Origin of the sequence: Sphingomonas sp. OTU376, from assembly GCF_038440415.1 — a bacterium.
GTDB classification, from domain to species: domain Bacteria; phylum Pseudomonadota; class Alphaproteobacteria; order Sphingomonadales; family Sphingomonadaceae; genus Sphingomonas; species Sphingomonas kyeonggiensis_A.
Genome location: NZ_JASATQ010000054.1, coordinates 19,590 through 35,911, shown reverse-complemented (window position 1 = coordinate 35,911; position 16,322 = coordinate 19,590). Strand labels below are relative to the sequence as shown.

The window sequence follows — 16,322 nt, the reverse complement described above, 5'->3', positions numbered from 1 at the left end:
CCCGCCCCCCCGCCCCCCCCGCCCCCCCCGCGCCCCCCCCCCCCCCCCCCCCCCCCCCCCGGGGAACGGTTTAGGGGAACGCCCGGCCTATTCCTCAACCCCGAGCTGATCGACGTGCAGGTCCACGTCGAGCTGTTCCTGTCCGTGCCCGATCCGCATGCCGCCGGTGGCCGCCGCACTGCTCGCGTCGAGCCCGATCGCGACGCGGACATAGCTCTCGTCGGGGCTGAGCCCCGTCGACGGATCGAAGCCGACCCAGCCGAGGCCCTCGACATAAGCCTCCGCCCAGGCGTGGGGCGCCGAACGCGCCGCCTCTTCCGCGCGATAGCCCGAGACATAGCGCGCCGGCACCGACAGGCCCCGCGCCGCGGCGATGAACATCTGGGCGACGTCGCGCGAGCTGACCTTGCGGCTGCCCTCAAAGGCCTTGGCCGCGGTGCAGCCGGCATCGGGCAGATCGGGCACGCAGGGGAAGCGCCCGCGCAGCGCGGCATTGAGCCGGTGGAGCTGCTCGAGCCCGTCACTGCCCGTGCCGATACTATCCGACGCAAAGGCAAACAGCGCGTCGCTGGACTTGGTGCGCGGGGTGGTGCGCAGATAGAAGAGCGGCGGCAGCGGCTCCATGCTGCCACGGATCACGCCACTGGACTCGCTGGTGAGCACTTCACCGGTGACGGTGATATCGAGTTCCTCAAGCGGCCCTTCGGCATAGAGCATCGTCACGGAATTGCCGAAGCCGTCGGTCGCGTCGCGCAGGCGGGCGTCGCAATCCACCCCGACCAGCCAGCTCACCACCGTCTGGTCCTGCGTGTCGCAGGGGGTGAGGCGCAGCATCTGGACCACGCGCGCCTGGGGCTCGCTGAACCGGTAATGCGTCCTGTGTTCGATCGCGATCCGCATCAGATGAACCTGAACTGCCGGGCGATCGCGCCGTCGAGCAGGGCATTCTCGCTCACAAATGCTTCGAGATGCTCGTGCAGGCCGGAGACGATCACGTCATGGGTCTTGGTTTTCTGAAGCCGCGCCATGCGGGCGCGGGCCATGCGATCGGCCTCGCCCTGCAGCCCGGTGCGCTTGGCCAGCGCATTGAGCAAAGCGACGACTTCCTCGATGCACGCGGCCAGGCTGCGCGGCAGCTCGGCACGGCTGATCAGCAGGTCGATCACATTGGCGGGCTGGAGCCCGTCATTGTAGAGCCAGCGATAGGCGTTCACGGCGGAGACGGTCTGCAGGATCGTGTTCCACTGGTCCCGGTCGACCACGCCGCCCACTTCCTCGTCCGCCGGCAGCAGCAGGTGATATTTCACATCGACCAGCCGGGCGGTGTTGTCCGCGCGCTCGATCGCGGCGCCGAGCTGGATCAGCAGGGTCGCCTCGTTGCGCATCATCCGGTGGGTTGCGCCTTCGAAGCCGCGCGTCTCGCCCTTGACCTGTTCGAGCAGGCTGAGCGTCGCCGTCGAGCCCCCGGTGGTCTGGCGGTTCTGGAAGAGCAGCCAGGCGCGGTTGATCGCGGTCCAGGCCTCGCGGGTGAGCGCGGTACGCACGGCACGGGCATTGTTGCGCGCCATGTCGAGGCAGCGGACGATCGAGCCGGGATGGCTGTCGTCGAGCGTGAGGAAGCGCGCGACGTTCTGCTGGTTGATGTCCAGCCCGGTCGCGGCGAATGCCTCGTCGGTATAGGTCACGGCGAGTGCGCTCTGCCATGCCGCCTCGCCGGCCGGACGGGTGGAGAGCGCGTCGAGACGGATCGTAGCCTCGACCAGCCGGGCGATGAAGTCGGCGCGCTCGAGATAGCGGCCAAGCCAGTAGAGCGCGGCGGCGGTGCGGGAGAGCATCAGCATCGCGTCATGCTCCGTCGTCGAGCAGCACGAAGCTGTCCTTGGTGCCGCCGCCCTGGCTGGAATTGACCACCAGCGAGCCTTCGCGAAGGGCCACCCGGGTGAGCCCGCCCGGCGCCACGCGGACGCCGTCGCTGCCGGTGAGGACGAACGGGCGGAAATCGACATGCCGCGGGGCCAGCCCCTGCTCGACCAACGTCGGCACGGTGGAGAGCGCCAGCGTCGGCTGCGCGATATAGCGATGCGGCTCGGCGATCAGCGCGGCGCGGAACTCCTCGATCTGCTGCTTCGTCGCGGTCGGGCCGACGAGCATGCCGTAGCCGCCCGATCCGTCGACCAGCTTCACCACCAGATCGGCGAGGTTATCGAGGACGTATTTCAGCGCCTGCGGCTCGCGGCACCGGTACGTCTCGACATTGGGCAGCTTGGCCTCCCCGCCCGAATAGAAGCGGACGATCTCGGGCATGTAGCTGTAGATTGCCTTGTCGTCGGCGATGCCGTTGCCCGGCGCGTTGAGGATCGCGACATTGCCGGCGCGGTATGCCGCCATGATGCCGGGCACGCCGAGCATCGAATCCGGGCGGAAGACCAGCGGATCGAGGAAATCATCGTCTATGCGGCGATAGATGACGTCGACCTTCACCCGGCCGGCGATCGTCTGCATCCAGACGACATCGTCATCGACCACCAGGTCCGCCGCCTCGACCAGCTCGACGCCCATCGAGTCCGCCAGGAAACTATGCTCGTAATAGGCCGAATTGAAATGGCCCGGGGTCAGCACGACGCAGACCGGGCGAGGATTGTTGCCCGGCGCCACCGACTGCATGGTCCGCAGCAGCATGTCCGGATAGCTGTCCACCGGCGCCACGCGGAAATCGCGGAACAGCTCGGGGCAAAGCCGGATCATCGCCTCGCGATTCTCCAGCATGTACGACACGCCGGAGGGGGTGCGGGCATTGTCCTCCAGCACATAAAACTGGTCCGGACCGGTGCGAACCAAGTCGATCCCGCAGATATGCGCCCAGACGCCGTGCGGCGGGCGGACACCGTCCACCTCGGCGCGGAACTGGTCGTTGAGATAGATCAGCTCGGGCGGGATGATGCCCTCTTTCAGGATCCGCCGCTCGCCGTAAATGTCCTCGAGAAAGGCGTTGATCGCCTCCACACGCTGGACCAGCCCTTCCGAAAGCCGCTGCCACTCGCCGGCGAGGAACACGCGCGGGACGATGTCGAATGGGATGATCCGCTCCGCCGCGTCGCTGTCGCCATAGACGGCGAAGGTGATGCCCAGCTGGCGGAATGCGGCTTCGGCGGATTGCTGGCGGCGCTGCAGCTCCGCAGCCTCCGTATCGACCAGCCATTGCGAAAGCGCAGCAAACTCGGCGCGCGGACGCTCAGGCCCGCCATGCCCCCAGATTTCGTCGAACGCCCCCGCTGCCGCCATGCGCCTCCCAAGTGCCGGAAAGACCGACAAGTTCCATGCTGCAACGCTTTGTTGCGTTGCACAAGGGGGCAGACGCTATGCCGTCAGCTCGCGTATTTGACGCTGCAGCCATAGGGCCGCGTCTCGGGCACCGATAACGGCTTGCCCGCACGCATCTCGGCCAGCGCCGCCAGCACATGGTTGCGGGCGCCCGCGATGTCCGCGACATCGGCGGTCGGCTTGTCGTCGATCCCGCCCTTGTAGGCGAGCTGGCCCTTGCCATCGATGATGTAGAGGTGCGGCGTCGTCTTGGCGCCATAGCCCTTGCCGACCAGTCCCTTGGGATCGAGCAGATAAGCGGTGGGCTTCGCCTTGGCGCCGGCGACGAACTTCTGCGCTTCCGGCCCGCTCATATTACCCTGCTGGCCGGGCGCGCTCGAATTGATCGTCAGCCACACCACGCCCTGCGCCGTCGCCGCGGCCTGGGTCTTCTGCATGTTGCCGCTGCCATAATGCTTCTTCACGAAGGGGCAGCCGGGGTTGTTCCACTCGAGCACCACCGTCCTGCCGCGATACTGGCTGAGGTCGACGACCTTGCCGTGCATGTCCAGGGCGCGGAAATTGGGGACGGCCTTGGCGACATCGGGCTCGGCCAGCAGCGGGGCGGCGACCAGGGCGGCGGCGATTGCGGTTCCGAACAGGACAGGACGAGTCATGGTTGCGCTCCTCTTCTGGTCCCCGCCCCTATTATTTCCCGGCGGCCAGGTCCTGCAGCATGCCCTGGGTAAGGATCTGGGGCAGGACTCGCGGCTCGGCCTCGCCGGGCTTGTACCACAGATAGAGCGGCACGCCCGCACGATTGTGCCGTTCGATGAAGCGGCCAAGCACGGGATCGCCATCGGTCCAGTCGCCGACCAGCACGGTGACCTTGTTGTCGGCCAGCGCCCTTTCGACGGCTTCGGTCTCGATCACCGCCTTCTCGTTGACCTTGCAGGTGAGGCACCAGTCGGCGGTGAAATAGGCGAAGACCGGCTTGCCCTGCGCGGTCAGCTCGGCAAGCCGCGCCTCGCTGAACTTCTCCCCGCCGGATACCGTCCTGCTCTCCGCGGGTGCGGCCTGGACCCATGCGATGGAGCTGATAGCGATTAGCAATAGCGCCGCCGCCGGCAGCCAGGCGAGCGCCTTGCCCCGCCGCTGGCGCAGGCCCGTCCACCACAGGCCGAGCGTCGCGAGCAGCGCCGCGGCGAGGCCGAGCGTCATGCCCGATACGCCCGCCTGCTTGCCCAGCACCCAGGCGAGCGCCAGCGCGGTGAGGAACATTGGCACCGACAGGATACGCCGCAGCGTCTCCATCCAGGCGCCCGGCCTGGGCAGAAGGCGGCGGAGCGGCGGGATGAAACCGAGCAGCAGGAAGGGCAGCGCGATGCCGAGCCCGAGCCCGCCGAACACCGCAAGCGCCGCCGGCCAGGGCAGCACCAGCGCCGCGCCGAGCGCCGCGCCCATGAACGGCCCGGTGCAGGGCGTCGCGACGAACGCCGCGAGCGCGCCGGTCATGAAGGCGCCGCCGGTGCCCTTCGACGCGGCACGATTGACGAAGCCGGGGGCCGACAGCTCGAACAGCCCGGCAAGGTTGAACGAGATGCCGGTGACGAGCAGCAGCAGCACCAGGATCACGCGCGGATCCTGCAGCTGGAACGCCCAGCCGAGCGTCGCCCCGCCGGCCCTGAGCGCGAGCAGCGCCCCGCCCAGCGCCAGGCAGACCAGCACCACGCCGGCGGTATAGGCCAAAGCCTCGGCGCGCGGGCTGCCGCCCTCGGCATTGGCCTTGGCGAGGCTCAGCGCCTTGAGGCTGAGGATCGGAAAGACGCAGGGCATGATGTTGAGGATCAGGCCGCCCAGCACCGCGCCGAGAAAGGCGAGCACCGCGCCGCTCCATGGCAGCTGCGCAGCCGGCGCGGCTGCGCTGGCCGGCGGTACGGTGCCCGGCACCGCGCGCACCCAGAAGCCCTGCTTGCCGAAGGCCAGCAGCCCCTCGATCGGCCCCACCGACTTCAGACCCGCGGTATCGACGACCACCCGGTCGCCGTCGCGCACCACCTTCTGGGCAGCGGCATAGTCGAAGGCGCCGTGGGTGGCGGGGAAGAAATAGCCCTCGCCTTCCGTCCTGGCGGCGGCGGGGAACGGCACGGCGAGGCGCAGCGCCTTGCCCTGCACCTGATAGGTCCCCTCGGCACCCAGCGGCTTGGGCAATACCGCGCGCCAGGCATCGAACTGGGCGCGGCGATCGGGCGAGACGCTGCCGTCGCCGATCTGGAGGTCGGTCGCCAGGTCCGCCTTGCCCGGCACGCAGATCGCATCGGTGCAGACCAGGTAGTTGAGCTTCACCCGCACCGGGAAGGCACCCTTGGCATCGGCCGGGATCTTGAGCGTCACCAGCGGCGCGAACGGCCCCTCGTACACATAGTTCATCAGGCCCGCGATCGTCAGCTGCTGCGGCACCGGATAGCGGAACTCGCCGGTGGTCGCGCCCTTGGGCAGCGTCCATTCTGCACGCGCCGGCAGACCGGCATCGCCGGGGTTGAGCCAATAGGCGTGCCAGCCCTTCTCGGGCACCGAAGCGAAGGCCAGCGTGACCTCGCTGCCGGGCGCGGGATGGTCGCTTTCGGCGAGCAGTGCGATCTTCACATGCTGCTCGCCCGGCGCCTGGGCTATCGCCACGCCGGAAAACAACCACAGCATCAACGCCATCAATCCGAAACGAACCGCCGTCATGGAGCGTCCTTGCCGTGGAAGAGCTGTTGGCCCAATAGCATCCCGGCAGAATTTGCACACGCCGGAGGTGGCCAAAGCATGAAGTCGTTCCGTCCGCTCGCGGCAGCCGCCGCGCTGCTCGCCGCAACCCCGCTCGCCGCGCAGGAGACGCCCCCGGCGCAGACCGTGCCCGCCGAGGCCCCGCGCGCCGCGCCATCGCTCGTCGTGGTGATCTCGGTCGACCAGTTCTCGGCCGATCTGTTCGCGGAATATCGCGCGCAGTTCAGCTCGGGCCTGGCCCGGCTGATGACCGGCGCGGTCTTCCCCTCCGGCTATCAGAGCCATGCGGCGACCGAGACCTGCCCGGGCCACTCGACGATCCTGACCGGCGATCATCCGTCGAAGACCGGCATCATCGCCAATGACTGGACCGATTTCAACGCGCCGCGCGAGGACAAGACGGTCTATTGCGCCGAGGACGAGAGCGTCCCCGGCAGCAACTCGAACAACTACACCGTCTCGGACAAGCATCTGAAGGTGCCGACGCTGGGCGAGTGGATGAAGCTTGCCGATCCGGCGAGCCGCGTCGTCTCGGTGGCGGGCAAGGACCGCGCCGCGGTGATGATGGGCGGCCACAAGACCGACGAGATCTGGTGGTGGAACGGCAAGGCGTTCGTCTCCTATGCCGGCCGCGCCGAGCCGGCGATGGTCACCCGCATGAACGCGAACGTGACCAAGCGGATCAGCGAAGCGCAGGAGCCGCTTGACCTGCCGCCCTTCTGCCAGGCTCGCAGCCGTGCCTTCCAGCTCAACCCGACCCGCAGTGCCGGCGCCGGCCGCTTCGCGCGCGCCGCGGGCAACAGCACCGCCTTCCGCGCCTCGCCCGAGTTCGACGAGGCGATCGTGGCGACCGCCGCCGGCCTCGCCAGCGACATGAAGCTCGGCCAGTCGGGCCATACCGACCTGCTGATCGTCGGCGCCTCGGCCACCGACTATGTCGGCCACACGCTGGGCACCGAAGGCAGCGAGATGTGCCTGCAGCTGCTCTCGCTCGACCAGACCCTGGGCAAGCTGTTCGCCGTGCTCGACAAGACCGGCGTCGACTATGCCGTAGCGCTGACCGCCGACCATGGCGGCCACGACTTCCCCGAGCGCAACCGCGAGCACGCCGCGCCGATGGCCGCACGCGTCTCCAAGGAGCTGAGCGCGAAGGCGATGGGTCTGGCGATCGGCCAGGCGCTGGGCATCAAGGGCCCGGTGCTGGTTGGCGGCAATTCGGGCGACGTCTGGTTCTCGCCCGACCTGAGCAAGGCGGACCGCGTCCGCGTGCAGGCCGAGGCGATCAAGCGCTACATGGCCAATCCGCAGGTCGAAGCCGTGTTCACCCGCGCCCAGATCGCGGCGACGCCGATCGTCCACACCCCGCCTGAGACCTGGACCCTGCTCGAGCGCGCCCGTGCCTCGTACGATCCGCAGCGCTCGGGCGACCTGGTGATCGCGCTCAAGCCGCGCGTCACCCCGATCGCCGGCACCGAGGGCGGCTCGATCGCCACCCATGGCAGCTTCTGGGACTATGATCGCCGCGTGCCGATCCTGTTCTGGCGCAAGGGCATGACCGGCTTCGAGCAGCCGCTGTCGGTGGAGACCGTGGACATCGCCCCGACGCTGGCGGCGCTGATCCATGTGCCGGTGCCGGTGGAGATCGACGGCCGCTGTCTCGACCTGGATGCCGGCCAGGGCGATAGCTGCAAGTGAAATGAAGAAGGGCTCGCGAGGTTCGCGAGCCCTTTCCTTTTCTGCTCCGTCACCCTGAACTTGTTTCAGGGTCCAACGCACCTCAGGCGATATGGCTCGTGGAGCGTTGGATGCTGAAACAAGTTCAGCATGACGTTTCGATTTACCGCCGCCGCTCGAAGATGCGGATGCCTGGCCCCAGGTCGTTCTGCCCGAGCGGTCCCACCTGCCCGGTGAAGTCCGCCACGAACGCCGGATTGCCCGGGGCGCCCGGTGCCAGTGTCGCGGTATTCCCTTCGATGCGCAGGCCCGTCGACGGATAGGTCCGTCCCTCCGCCGCGACCACGATCAGGCCCGAGCTGTTCTCCTTGCGCGGCCCCTGGACGAAGGTGTTGCCGGCGATCAACCCGGTGCCGCCCTCGCTCAGGTCGATCATGTAGTTGGTCTTGTTGCCCTTCGAATCATCGAAGCTGTTGCCGGTGATCGTCACCCGGCGTGCGCGCAGCTTGACGTAATGGCCACCGGTGCCGCGCTCGAAGCGCGAATTGGTGACGACCACGTCGCCGTCCACCGCCAGATAGATCGAATGGCTGCAATTCTCGGTCTCGCACTGGCCGAGGCCAGCGAAGGTCGTGTGATCGATCGTGATCCGGTGCACCGTCTCGTGACCGCCGCCAAGGATGCCTTCCTGGCTGTCGAGGAACATCGAGTTGGTGACGGTCAGGTCGCCCATCTCGATGCGGATGCCGGCGCCATTGCCATCGGGCACCGAGAAGCCGCGAAAGACGATACCATCGACCACCGATCCGCGACCGCGCAGCACGAAGGCGGCCTTTTCCTCGCACACCTGGTTCTCGAAGATCGCGGTGCCGGGCTGGACCGCCTTGAAGGTGATCTTGCCGCCGGTCTGCACCGTGCAGTCATGATAGGTGCCGGGCGCGATCAGGATCGTCGCCGTGCCTTCGCGCACGGCATTCACCGCATCATCGAGCTTGGCAAAGCCCTGCCCGGTCTCGGCGATCACGAATGGCGCGCGCTGCTGCTGGGCGGCGGCGGGCGCGGCGATGAGCACGAGGGCGGCGAGGATCGGCATGCGCATGTACAGGGTATGCGCCGGGAGGCGTTAAATCTCCCCTTATCGTCATCCCGGCTTTCGCCGGGATGACGGTTGAGGGCGAGGTGACGGCTATTTGAGCGTCTTGATGATGCCCGAGAAGTCGAGACCGGCACCATCGCCATCGACGAACGCCTGGTAGAGTTCCTCCGCCCGGGTTCCCATCGGCACGTTGGCGCCGACGCTCGCCGCCGCCTCCAAAGCCAGCTTGAGGTCCTTGAGCATCAGCGGTGCCGCGAACCCGCCCTGATACTCGCGATCGGCCGGGCTTTCGGGACCGACGCCGGGGACAGGGCAGTAGCTCGTCATCGACCAGCTCTGGCCCGAACTGACCGAAGCGATGTCGTAGAAGCGCTGGGCGTCGAGCCCCAGTTTCTCCGCCAGCGCAAAGGCTTCGCAGGTGGCAACCATCGTCGCGCCGAGGATCATGTTGTTGCAGATCTTCGCGCCCTGTCCCGCCCCGCTGGCACCGGCATGGATCACTGCCTTGCCCATGTCCGCCAGGAACGGCTCGGCGCGGCCGAACGCCTGTTCGGTGCCGCCGACCATGAAGGTGAGCGTGCCGGCATTGGCCGCGGCGATCCCGCCCGAGACCGGCGCATCGACTGCCATCAGTCCCCGCGCGGTCGCCGCCTCGGCCACGCGGCGGGCAGTGTCGACGTCGATCGTCGAGCAGTCGATCAGGATCGCGCCGGGTGCGGCATGATCGAGCAGTACGTCGGCATAGGTGGCTTCCACATGCTTGCCGGCGGGCAGCATGGTGATCACCGCCTCGGCTCCGTCCACCGCCTCCACCGCACTGGCGGCAGGCAGGCAGCCCGCCGCCCTGGCCTTGTCGAGCGCATCCTGGCTCAGGTCGAAGGCACGGACGTCATGCCCCTTCTTCGCGAGGTTCGCGGCCATGCCGCCGCCCATATTGCCCAGGCCGATAAATGCTACGCGTGCCACTTGGTCTTCCTCTCTCTAAATTCGTCATCCCGTCCCGGCGCAGGCCGGGGCGGGATCTCGTGCAGCTCTTTTCCTGCCTTCGCCTGAGACCCCGGCTTTCGCCGGGGTGACGACTATATCCTTCACTTCCCCGTCCAGTTCCCCGGGCGCTTCTCGACGAACGCCGTCATGCCTTCCTTCTGGTCGGCAGTGCCGAACAGCGCATGGAACAGCCGGCGCTCGAAGGCGACGCCCTGGGCGAGGCTGGTCTCGAAGGCGGCGTTGACCATCTCCTTGTTGGCCAGCACCGCGAGCGGCGCCATGGCGGCGATCGCCTGAGCCGTCTTCACCGCTTCCTCGACCAGCTCCGCAGCCGGCAGGATGCGGCTGACCAGCCCGGCGCGCTCGGCCTCGGCCGCGTCCATCATCCGGCCAGTGAGGCACATCTCCATCGCCTTGGCCTTGCCGACGGCACGCGTAAGCCGCTGCGAGCCACCCATGCCGGGCGAGACCGCGAGCTTGATCTCGGGCTGGCCGAACTTGGCGTTATCCCCGGCCAGGATGAAATCGCACATCATCGCCAGCTCGCAGCCGCCGCCCAGCGCATAGCCGGAAACCGCGGCGATGATCGGCTTGCGGGTGCGGGTGAACACGTCCCAGCCGGCGAAGAAGTCATGACCGTACATGTCGGCAAAGCCCTGGGCCTGCATCTCCTTGATGTCGGCGCCGGCGGCAAAGGCCTTCTCGCTGCCGGTGATAACCGCGCAGCCCTGTGACGCATCGGCGTCAAACGCCTTCATCGCGTCGAGCAGCTCGGACAGGATCTGGCTGTTGAGCGCATTGAGCGCCTGCGGCCGGTTGAGCGTGACGAGCGTCGCGGCACCGCGCTGCTCGACGAGGATGGTTTCGTAATTGGCCACTTTGCTACTCCGTCATTCCCGCGAAGGCGGGAATCCATTCTTCCCGCAGATGATAATGGATCCCCGCCTTCGCGGGGATGACGATTAGAGAGGCGCCCATGCTTCGCCTTCCGGCAGCGGCGCGAAGATCGCATCGAGCATCGCATCGCTGACGCCCTCGAGCGTAGCCGGCTTCCATTGCGGCGCATTGTCCTTGTCGACGATCAGCGCACGGACGCCCTCGATGAAGTCGTGGCTCTGCGCGACGCGGCCGCCAATGGCGTACTCCTGTGCCATCTCGTCCGCAAAGCTGGCCTTCGCACGGCCTTCCCGGACGAGGCGGAGCGAGACCTTCATGGATTGCGGCGACTTGGTACGCAGCGTCGCGAGCTGGGCCGCAGCCCATTCGCCGCCATCGGCCTCGAGCGCGGAGAATACACCCTCCACCGTATCGGCAGCGAAGAGGCGATCGATCGCCTCACGGTGGGCGGCGATGCGCGGCTCCGGCGCCGGGATCGCCAGTTCTGCCAGGATCGCTTCAACCGCTGCCGGATCCCCCGCGATGCGTGCCTTAGCCTCTTCCAGTGCCTCGGCGGGCAGATAATGGCTGGCGAGGCCGAGCGCGACACACTCGGCGCCGTCGAGCCGGTGGCCGGTCAGCGCCAGATACTCGCCGGTCTTCCCGGGCAGGCGCGACAGATACCAGCCGCCGCCCACGTCCGGGAACAGGCCGATCCCGGTCTCGGGCATGGCGAACTTGGTGTTCTCGGTCGCGACCCGGTATTTCGCAGGCTGCGAGATACCGACGCCGCCGCCCATGGTGATACCGTCCATGAACGCCACGATCGGCTTTTCGCAGGTGAACATCGCATGGTTGAGCTGGTACTCGGTGCGGAAGAATTCCCGCGCCGCAACGCCGTCGCTCGCGCCACTCTCGGCGATCATGCGGATATCGCCGCCGGCACAGAAACCCCTGCCCTCGGCATGATCGACCAGCACGATCCCGATCGCCGGATCATCGCGCCATGCCGCCAGGGCTTCGAGCATCGCTGCGCACATGCCGGTGTTGAGTGCGTGGATCGCCTTGGGCCGGTTGAGCCGGATGCGGCCAGCCTTGCCTTCGGTCTGGATCAGAACATCGTCGGTCACTGGCGGGTAAGCTCCCGGCCGACGATCATCCGCATCACCTGGTTGGTGCCCTCGAGGATCGAGTGGACGCGCAGGTCGCGCCAGAAGCGCTCGATCGGATAGTCCATCAGATAGCCATAGCCGCCATGCAGCTGGAGCGCGCGATCGACCACCGAGCTGCCGGTGTCGGTGGCGAAGCGCTTGGCCATTGCCGCGAACTTGGTCTTGTCGGGCGCGCCCGCGGTTACCTTGGCGGCGGCGAGATAGAGGAGCGCACGGGCAGCCTCGAGCTCGGTCGCCATGTCGGCCAGCACGAACTGGGTGTTCTGGAAGTCCGCGATCGGCTTGCCGAACTGCTGCCGGTCCTTGGTGTACTTCACTGCCTCGTCGAGGCAGCGCTGGGCGCCGCCAAGCGAGCAGGCGCCGATGTTGAGGCGGCCACCGTCCAGCCCCATCATCGCGAAGCGGAAACCTTCGCCCTCGCCACCGACGCGGTTCGAGACCGGCACGCGGACATCCTCGAACGTCACCTGCCGCGTCGGCTGCGAATGCCAGCCGAGCTTGCGCTCATTGGCGCCGAAGGACACGCCCGGCATGTCCTTCTCGATCACCAGGCAGGAAATGCCCTTGGGGCCTTCCTCGCCGGTGCGGACCATGGTGACGTAGATCTCGTTCTCGCCGGCACCCGAGATGAACTGCTTCGATCCATTGACGACATAATGATCGCCGTCGCGCACCGCCCGCGTCTTGAGCGCGGCGGCATCCGAGCCCGATGACGACTCGGTCAGGCAATAGCTCGCGATCCGCTCCATCGTGATCAGCGACGGGAGGTACTTCGCCTTGAGCTCGGCGCTGGCGAAGGTGTCGATCATCCAGCTCGCCATGTTGTGGATCGAGATGAACGCGCTGGTCGAGGGGCAGCCATAGGCCATCGCTTCCATGATCAGCGCTGCCTCGAGCCGGCCGAGGCCGATGCCGCCGCTTTCCTCCGAGACGTAGATCGAAGCGAAGCCCAGCTCGGCCGCCGCCTTGATCGTGTCGCGCGGGAAGATGTGCTTCTCGTCCCACTCCGCCGCATGCGGGGTGATCGCATCGGCAGTGAATTTCCGCGCCATCTCCTGGATGGCGAGCTGGTCGTCGGTAAGGTCGAATTGGGTCATTGTGCTTTCTCGTGCAGCACCCGCTCGGCAAAGAGCGGGTTGGCGATCTTCAGGTCATTGCGGTCGTAATAGCGGGGCGGCGGGATCTTCTTCTCCCAGGCCATCTGCTCGGTCAGCGTGCCGTTGGTCCAGGGCACCTCGGGCATCGCCAGGTAGATCGGATCGGCATAGGCCAGGTCCGGCGTGATGATCTCCCAGCCGTCGCGGCGCAGCGCGTCGATCAGGTCGCCGATGAACAGCGCGGCGATGTCGGTCTCGTGGAGCAGCATCACATGCGCGGGCGAACGGCCGATCGTCTTGATCGCCAGCTCGTCGGCGAAGTCGGCGGCTTTCACATGGCTCTCGACATAGAGATCGCGCAGGCCCTCCATGTCGATCGTCTTGCCCGCCTTCTTCGCCGCGATCGTCAGCCCCTCGATATTCCAGTCAGACGCCTCGGCAGTGACATGGCCGTTGCGGATGCCGCGTGCGGCCAGACCGGCGCGGACCGCAGCGACCTTGGCCTTGTCCGGCCCGCCTTCGTCGAGGAAGGGGAAGCGCAGCCAGCGCCGCGAATTGGGCTGCTTGTCCAGCCAAACCTGCGCCTTGCCGACCTGGTCGAGGAACTCCTCGGCGCTCACCTTGGACAGATGCGGGTGCAGCCAGGTGTGGTTGGCAAGCACATTGCCCGCGGCGACATAGGCACGGATGCGGCGCATCGCGGCCTTGCCCGCGGCGCCATTGTCGATCCGGCCCGGATTGAGGAACAGCGCGACCTGGCTGACCCCGCGGGAGCGCAGCACCGCGATCAGCTTGCGCGTGCGCTCGTCCTCGCTGAGGAAGGCGCCGGCACCGCGCGGCACATCGTCGAAGCTGAATGCGATCCGCTTGGCCGCCGCCTGCACGGGCTGCGCGCCGGCGTTCGACACCGGATCGGCCCGCACGGCCAGCATCAGCGCGCCGATGAATAGCAGCAGCCGGATCATTCGCTTCTCCCCTTCGAGGACGGCACCAGCCTAACCGATCCGGCACCCGCCTGTCGCGCCACAAGGGCACGGCCTGCGTCCCGGATCGGCGCGGCCGATCAGCCCATCGTCGGGATGATGAAGGCGCTGTCGCCCGTACCGCCGCCATCGGGCCAGCGCTGGGTGATCGTCTTCACCTTGGTCCAGAACTTCACGCCTTCCATGCCGTGCTGGTTGGTGTCGCCGAAGGCCGAGCGCTTCCAGCCGCCAAAGGTGTGATAGGCGACCGGTACCGGGATCGGCACGTTGATGCCGACCATGCCGACATTGACGCGCGCGGCGAACTCGCGGGCCGCGTGGCCGTTGCGCGTGAAGATGGCGACGCCGTTGCCGTACTGGTGATCGCTCGGCAGCCTGAGCGCGGTCTCGAAGTCCGGTGCGCGGACGATCTGGAGCACGGGTCCGAAAATCTCTTCCTTGTACGCCTGCATGTCCGGCGTGACGCGGTCGAACAGGCTCGGGCCGATGAAGAAGCCCTGTTCATGGCCCTGGAGCTGGAAGCCGCGGCCATCGACGACGAGCTCGGCGCCTTCATCGACGCCGGTCTGGATCCAGTTCTCCACGCGCTGCTTGTGCGCGGCATTCACGACCGGGCCGTAATGCGCCTCGGCATCGGTGCTGACACCAACACGCAGCGCCTCGATCGCCGGGATCAGCTTCTCGCGCAGCGCATCGGCGGTCTTGTCGCCGACCGGGACGACCACCGGCAGTGCCATGCAGCGCTCGCCGGCCGAGCCGAAGGCGGCGCCGGAGAGATCGGCGACGACCTGGTCGAGATCGGCATCGGGCATGACGATGCCGTGGTTCTTCGCGCCGCCCATCGCCTGGACGCGCTTCCCGGCCTCGACGCCGCGGCGATAGACATAATGGGCGATGTCCGACGAGCCGACGAAGCTCACCGCCGAGATCGCCAGATGGTCGAGGATCGCGTCGACCATTTCCTTGTCGCCGTGCACGACCTGGAGGATGCCCTCGGGCGCGCCCGCTTCAAGCATCAGCTCGGCAAGGCGAACCGGCACGCTGGGATCGCGCTCGGAGGGCTTGAGGATGAAGGCATTGCCGCAGGCGATGGCGACGCCGAACATCCACATCGGGATCATCGCCGGGAAGTTGAACGGGGTGATTCCCGCGCCGATGCCGAGCGGCTGGCGCATCGAATAGACGTCGATGCCGGGGCCCGCGCCCTGAGTGTACTCGCCCTTGAGGACATGCGGGATGCCGCAGGCGAACTCGATCACCTCCAGGCCGCGCTGGATATCGCCCTTGGCATCGGCGATCACCTTGCCATGCTCGGAGCTGAGCAGGTGCGCCAGCTCGTCCATGTTCTTCTCGACCAGCGCCTTGAAGGCGAACATCACGCGGGCGCGGCGCTGCGGGTTGGTCGCGGCCCAGCCGGGCTGGGCGGCCTGGGCGGCGGCGATCGCCTTGTCGAGATCGGCCTGGCCGCCGAGCTGGACCTGCGCCTGTACCTGGCCGGTATTCGGGTTGAACACCTCGCCGGTCCGGGCACCCGCGCCGCCGTTATGGCCGACGATGACATGGTCGATGTTACGCACCATATTTCTCCTGCTTCGGGCTCTTGCGGCCCGACTCACTGTGTAATTTAATTACGCAGTGGCACAAGAAACAGTCGCTGTCACGCGCCGCTCGATGGGGCGCCTCACTGGGTGGCGAAGCCGATCGGCACGGGGAGGAGCCGGCCATTGGCATCGCCAATCACCATCACCTCGATCCCGAATGCCTGGCGCAGATTCCGGTGCTCCAGCACTTCGCGCGCCGGTCCGAAACCAAGCATGCGCCCCTGGCCGAGCAGCAGCACGTCATCGGCGAGTCGGGCAGCGAGCACGGGATCGGCGAGCGTCACCACCACGCCCATCCCCTGCTGCGCGGCAGCTCGCAGCTGGCCGATCCGGGCGAACTGGGTAACCGGGTCGAGCATGCTCAGCGGATCCGCGGCAAACAGCCAGCTCGGCCTTGCTCCGATCGCATCGGCGAGATCGACGGGGCCCCTGCCGAACAGTCCGCGCCGGCCCTCTCCCAGCAACATGAACGCCGCGGCGCGCTCGCCCTTGGTGAAGCGTCCGATCAGCCGCCCGCCCAGCCGGATCTGGCCGGCATCGAGATCGACTCGTCCGGCGAGCGCGCGCAGCAGCAGCGCCTTGCCGGCGCCCGCGCCGCCCAGCACCACTGTCACCCGGCCGGGCTCAAGCACTGCCTCGACGCCGTCGATCACGCGCTGGTCACCGTGGCTGAGCGCCAGATTTTCGATGCTGAACTTCATGGCCTCCCCCTAGCCAGCGGCGGATGACGCCATGGTTACAGCCACGCCCACGATTTTTCGCAA

The 16,322-nt window shown here is 67.5% G+C and carries 14 protein-coding genes; 1 reads left to right on the top strand and 13 read right to left on the bottom strand.

Annotated features, from left to right (window positions below):
* Positions 1–87: 87 nt before the first annotated feature.
* The 5 genes from AAHM44_RS18945 to AAHM44_RS18925 all read right to left on the bottom strand — a co-directional run bounded on the left by AAHM44_RS18945 (position 88) and on the right by AAHM44_RS18925 (position 6,033).
* Complete coding sequence (locus AAHM44_RS18945) at positions 88–900, bottom strand: transglutaminase family protein (RefSeq protein ID WP_269574400.1); 813 nt, start codon at positions 898–900, stop codon at positions 88–90.
* The gene (locus tag AAHM44_RS18940; RefSeq protein ID WP_269576581.1) at positions 900–1,835 is read right to left on the bottom strand and encodes an alpha-E domain-containing protein; all 936 of its coding nucleotides are present in this window, start codon (positions 1,833–1,835) and stop codon (positions 900–902) included. The genes AAHM44_RS18945 and AAHM44_RS18940 overlap by 1 nt, the downstream gene beginning before the upstream one ends.
* A 10-nt stretch (positions 1,836–1,845) precedes the next feature.
* Entirely contained in the window at positions 1,846–3,282 is a 1,437-nt protein-coding gene (locus tag AAHM44_RS18935) for a circularly permuted type 2 ATP-grasp protein (protein ID WP_342250952.1), read from the bottom strand.
* Positions 3,283–3,365: 83 nt separating this feature from the next.
* The gene (locus AAHM44_RS18930) at positions 3,366–3,977 is read right to left on the bottom strand and encodes a redoxin domain-containing protein (RefSeq protein ID WP_342250951.1); all 612 of its coding nucleotides are present in this window, start codon (positions 3,975–3,977) and stop codon (positions 3,366–3,368) included.
* Positions 3,978–4,008: 31 nt separating this feature from the next.
* Positions 4,009–6,033 carry a protein-disulfide reductase DsbD family protein gene (locus AAHM44_RS18925; RefSeq protein WP_342250950.1) on the bottom strand — a complete coding sequence of 675 codons (2,025 nt, stop codon included), beginning with the start codon at positions 6,031–6,033 and terminating at the stop codon, positions 4,009–4,011.
* Between the two features lie 78 nt (positions 6,034–6,111).
* On the opposite strand from AAHM44_RS18925, the gene AAHM44_RS18920 reads away from it, so the two are divergent.
* Entirely contained in the window at positions 6,112–7,767 is a 1,656-nt protein-coding gene (locus tag AAHM44_RS18920) for an alkaline phosphatase family protein (RefSeq protein WP_342250949.1), read from the top strand.
* Between the two features lie 142 nt (positions 7,768–7,909).
* Here AAHM44_RS18920 and AAHM44_RS18915 read toward each other — a convergent pair whose 3' ends face one another.
* The 8 genes from AAHM44_RS18915 to AAHM44_RS18880 form a co-directional block, all read right to left on the bottom strand.
* Entirely contained in the window at positions 7,910–8,839 is a 930-nt protein-coding gene (locus tag AAHM44_RS18915; protein ID WP_446746003.1) for a right-handed parallel beta-helix repeat-containing protein, read from the bottom strand.
* Positions 8,840–8,932: 93 nt separating this feature from the next.
* Complete coding sequence (mmsB, locus tag AAHM44_RS18910; RefSeq protein ID WP_342250947.1) at positions 8,933–9,808, bottom strand: 3-hydroxyisobutyrate dehydrogenase; 876 nt, start codon at positions 9,806–9,808, stop codon at positions 8,933–8,935.
* A 122-nt stretch (positions 9,809–9,930) separates the two neighbouring features.
* Complete coding sequence (locus AAHM44_RS18905; protein WP_269574393.1) at positions 9,931–10,707, bottom strand: enoyl-CoA hydratase; 777 nt, start codon at positions 10,705–10,707, stop codon at positions 9,931–9,933.
* Positions 10,708–10,791: 84 nt separating this feature from the next.
* Positions 10,792–11,835: an enoyl-CoA hydratase/isomerase family protein gene (locus AAHM44_RS18900; RefSeq protein ID WP_342250946.1), complete on the bottom strand. Its 1,044-nt coding sequence runs from the start codon at positions 11,833–11,835 to the stop codon at positions 10,792–10,794.
* A complete protein-coding gene (locus AAHM44_RS18895; RefSeq protein ID WP_342250945.1) occupies positions 11,832–12,974 on the bottom strand; it encodes an acyl-CoA dehydrogenase family protein in 1,143 nt (380 codons plus the stop codon). Before AAHM44_RS18895 ends, AAHM44_RS18900 begins: the two co-directional genes overlap by 4 nt.
* A complete protein-coding gene (locus tag AAHM44_RS18890) occupies positions 12,971–13,939 on the bottom strand; it encodes a polysaccharide deacetylase family protein (protein ID WP_342250944.1) in 969 nt (322 codons plus the stop codon). The genes AAHM44_RS18895 and AAHM44_RS18890 overlap by 4 nt, the downstream gene beginning before the upstream one ends.
* A gap of 98 nt (positions 13,940–14,037) precedes the next feature.
* The gene (locus tag AAHM44_RS18885; RefSeq protein ID WP_342250943.1) at positions 14,038–15,534 is read right to left on the bottom strand and encodes a CoA-acylating methylmalonate-semialdehyde dehydrogenase; all 1,497 of its coding nucleotides are present in this window, start codon (positions 15,532–15,534) and stop codon (positions 14,038–14,040) included.
* 104 nt (positions 15,535–15,638) lie between these two features.
* Complete coding sequence (locus AAHM44_RS18880) at positions 15,639–16,259, bottom strand: ATP-binding cassette domain-containing protein (protein WP_269574389.1); 621 nt, start codon at positions 16,257–16,259, stop codon at positions 15,639–15,641.
* Positions 16,260–16,322 lie beyond the last annotated feature (63 nt).

Excerpts from the sequence above, each read along its gene's own strand:
- AAHM44_RS18945 (WP_269574400.1), bottom strand. The coding sequence starts at position 900 with ATGCGGATCGCGATCGAACACAGGACGCATTACCGGTTCAGCGAGCCC.
- AAHM44_RS18940 (WP_269576581.1), bottom strand. The coding sequence starts at position 1,835 with ATGCTCTCCCGCACCGCCGCCGCGCTCTACTGGCTTGGCCGCTATCTC.
- AAHM44_RS18935 (WP_342250952.1), bottom strand. The coding sequence starts at position 3,282 with ATGGCGGCAGCGGGGGCGTTCGACGAAATCTGGGGGCATGGCGGGCCT.
- AAHM44_RS18930 (WP_342250951.1), bottom strand. The coding sequence starts at position 3,977 with ATGACTCGTCCTGTCCTGTTCGGAACCGCAATCGCCGCCGCCCTGGTC.
- AAHM44_RS18925 (WP_342250950.1), bottom strand. The coding sequence starts at position 6,033 with ATGACGGCGGTTCGTTTCGGATTGATGGCGTTGATGCTGTGGTTGTTT.
- AAHM44_RS18920 (WP_342250949.1), top strand. The coding sequence starts at position 6,112 with ATGAAGTCGTTCCGTCCGCTCGCGGCAGCCGCCGCGCTGCTCGCCGCA.
- AAHM44_RS18915 (WP_446746003.1), bottom strand. The coding sequence starts at position 8,839 with ATGCCGATCCTCGCCGCCCTCGTGCTCATCGCCGCGCCCGCCGCCGCC.
- AAHM44_RS18895 (WP_342250945.1), bottom strand. The coding sequence starts at position 12,974 with ATGACCCAATTCGACCTTACCGACGACCAGCTCGCCATCCAGGAGATG.
- AAHM44_RS18890 (WP_342250944.1), bottom strand. The coding sequence starts at position 13,939 with ATGATCCGGCTGCTGCTATTCATCGGCGCGCTGATGCTGGCCGTGCGG.
- AAHM44_RS18880 (WP_269574389.1), bottom strand. The coding sequence starts at position 16,259 with ATGAAGTTCAGCATCGAAAATCTGGCGCTCAGCCACGGTGACCAGCGC.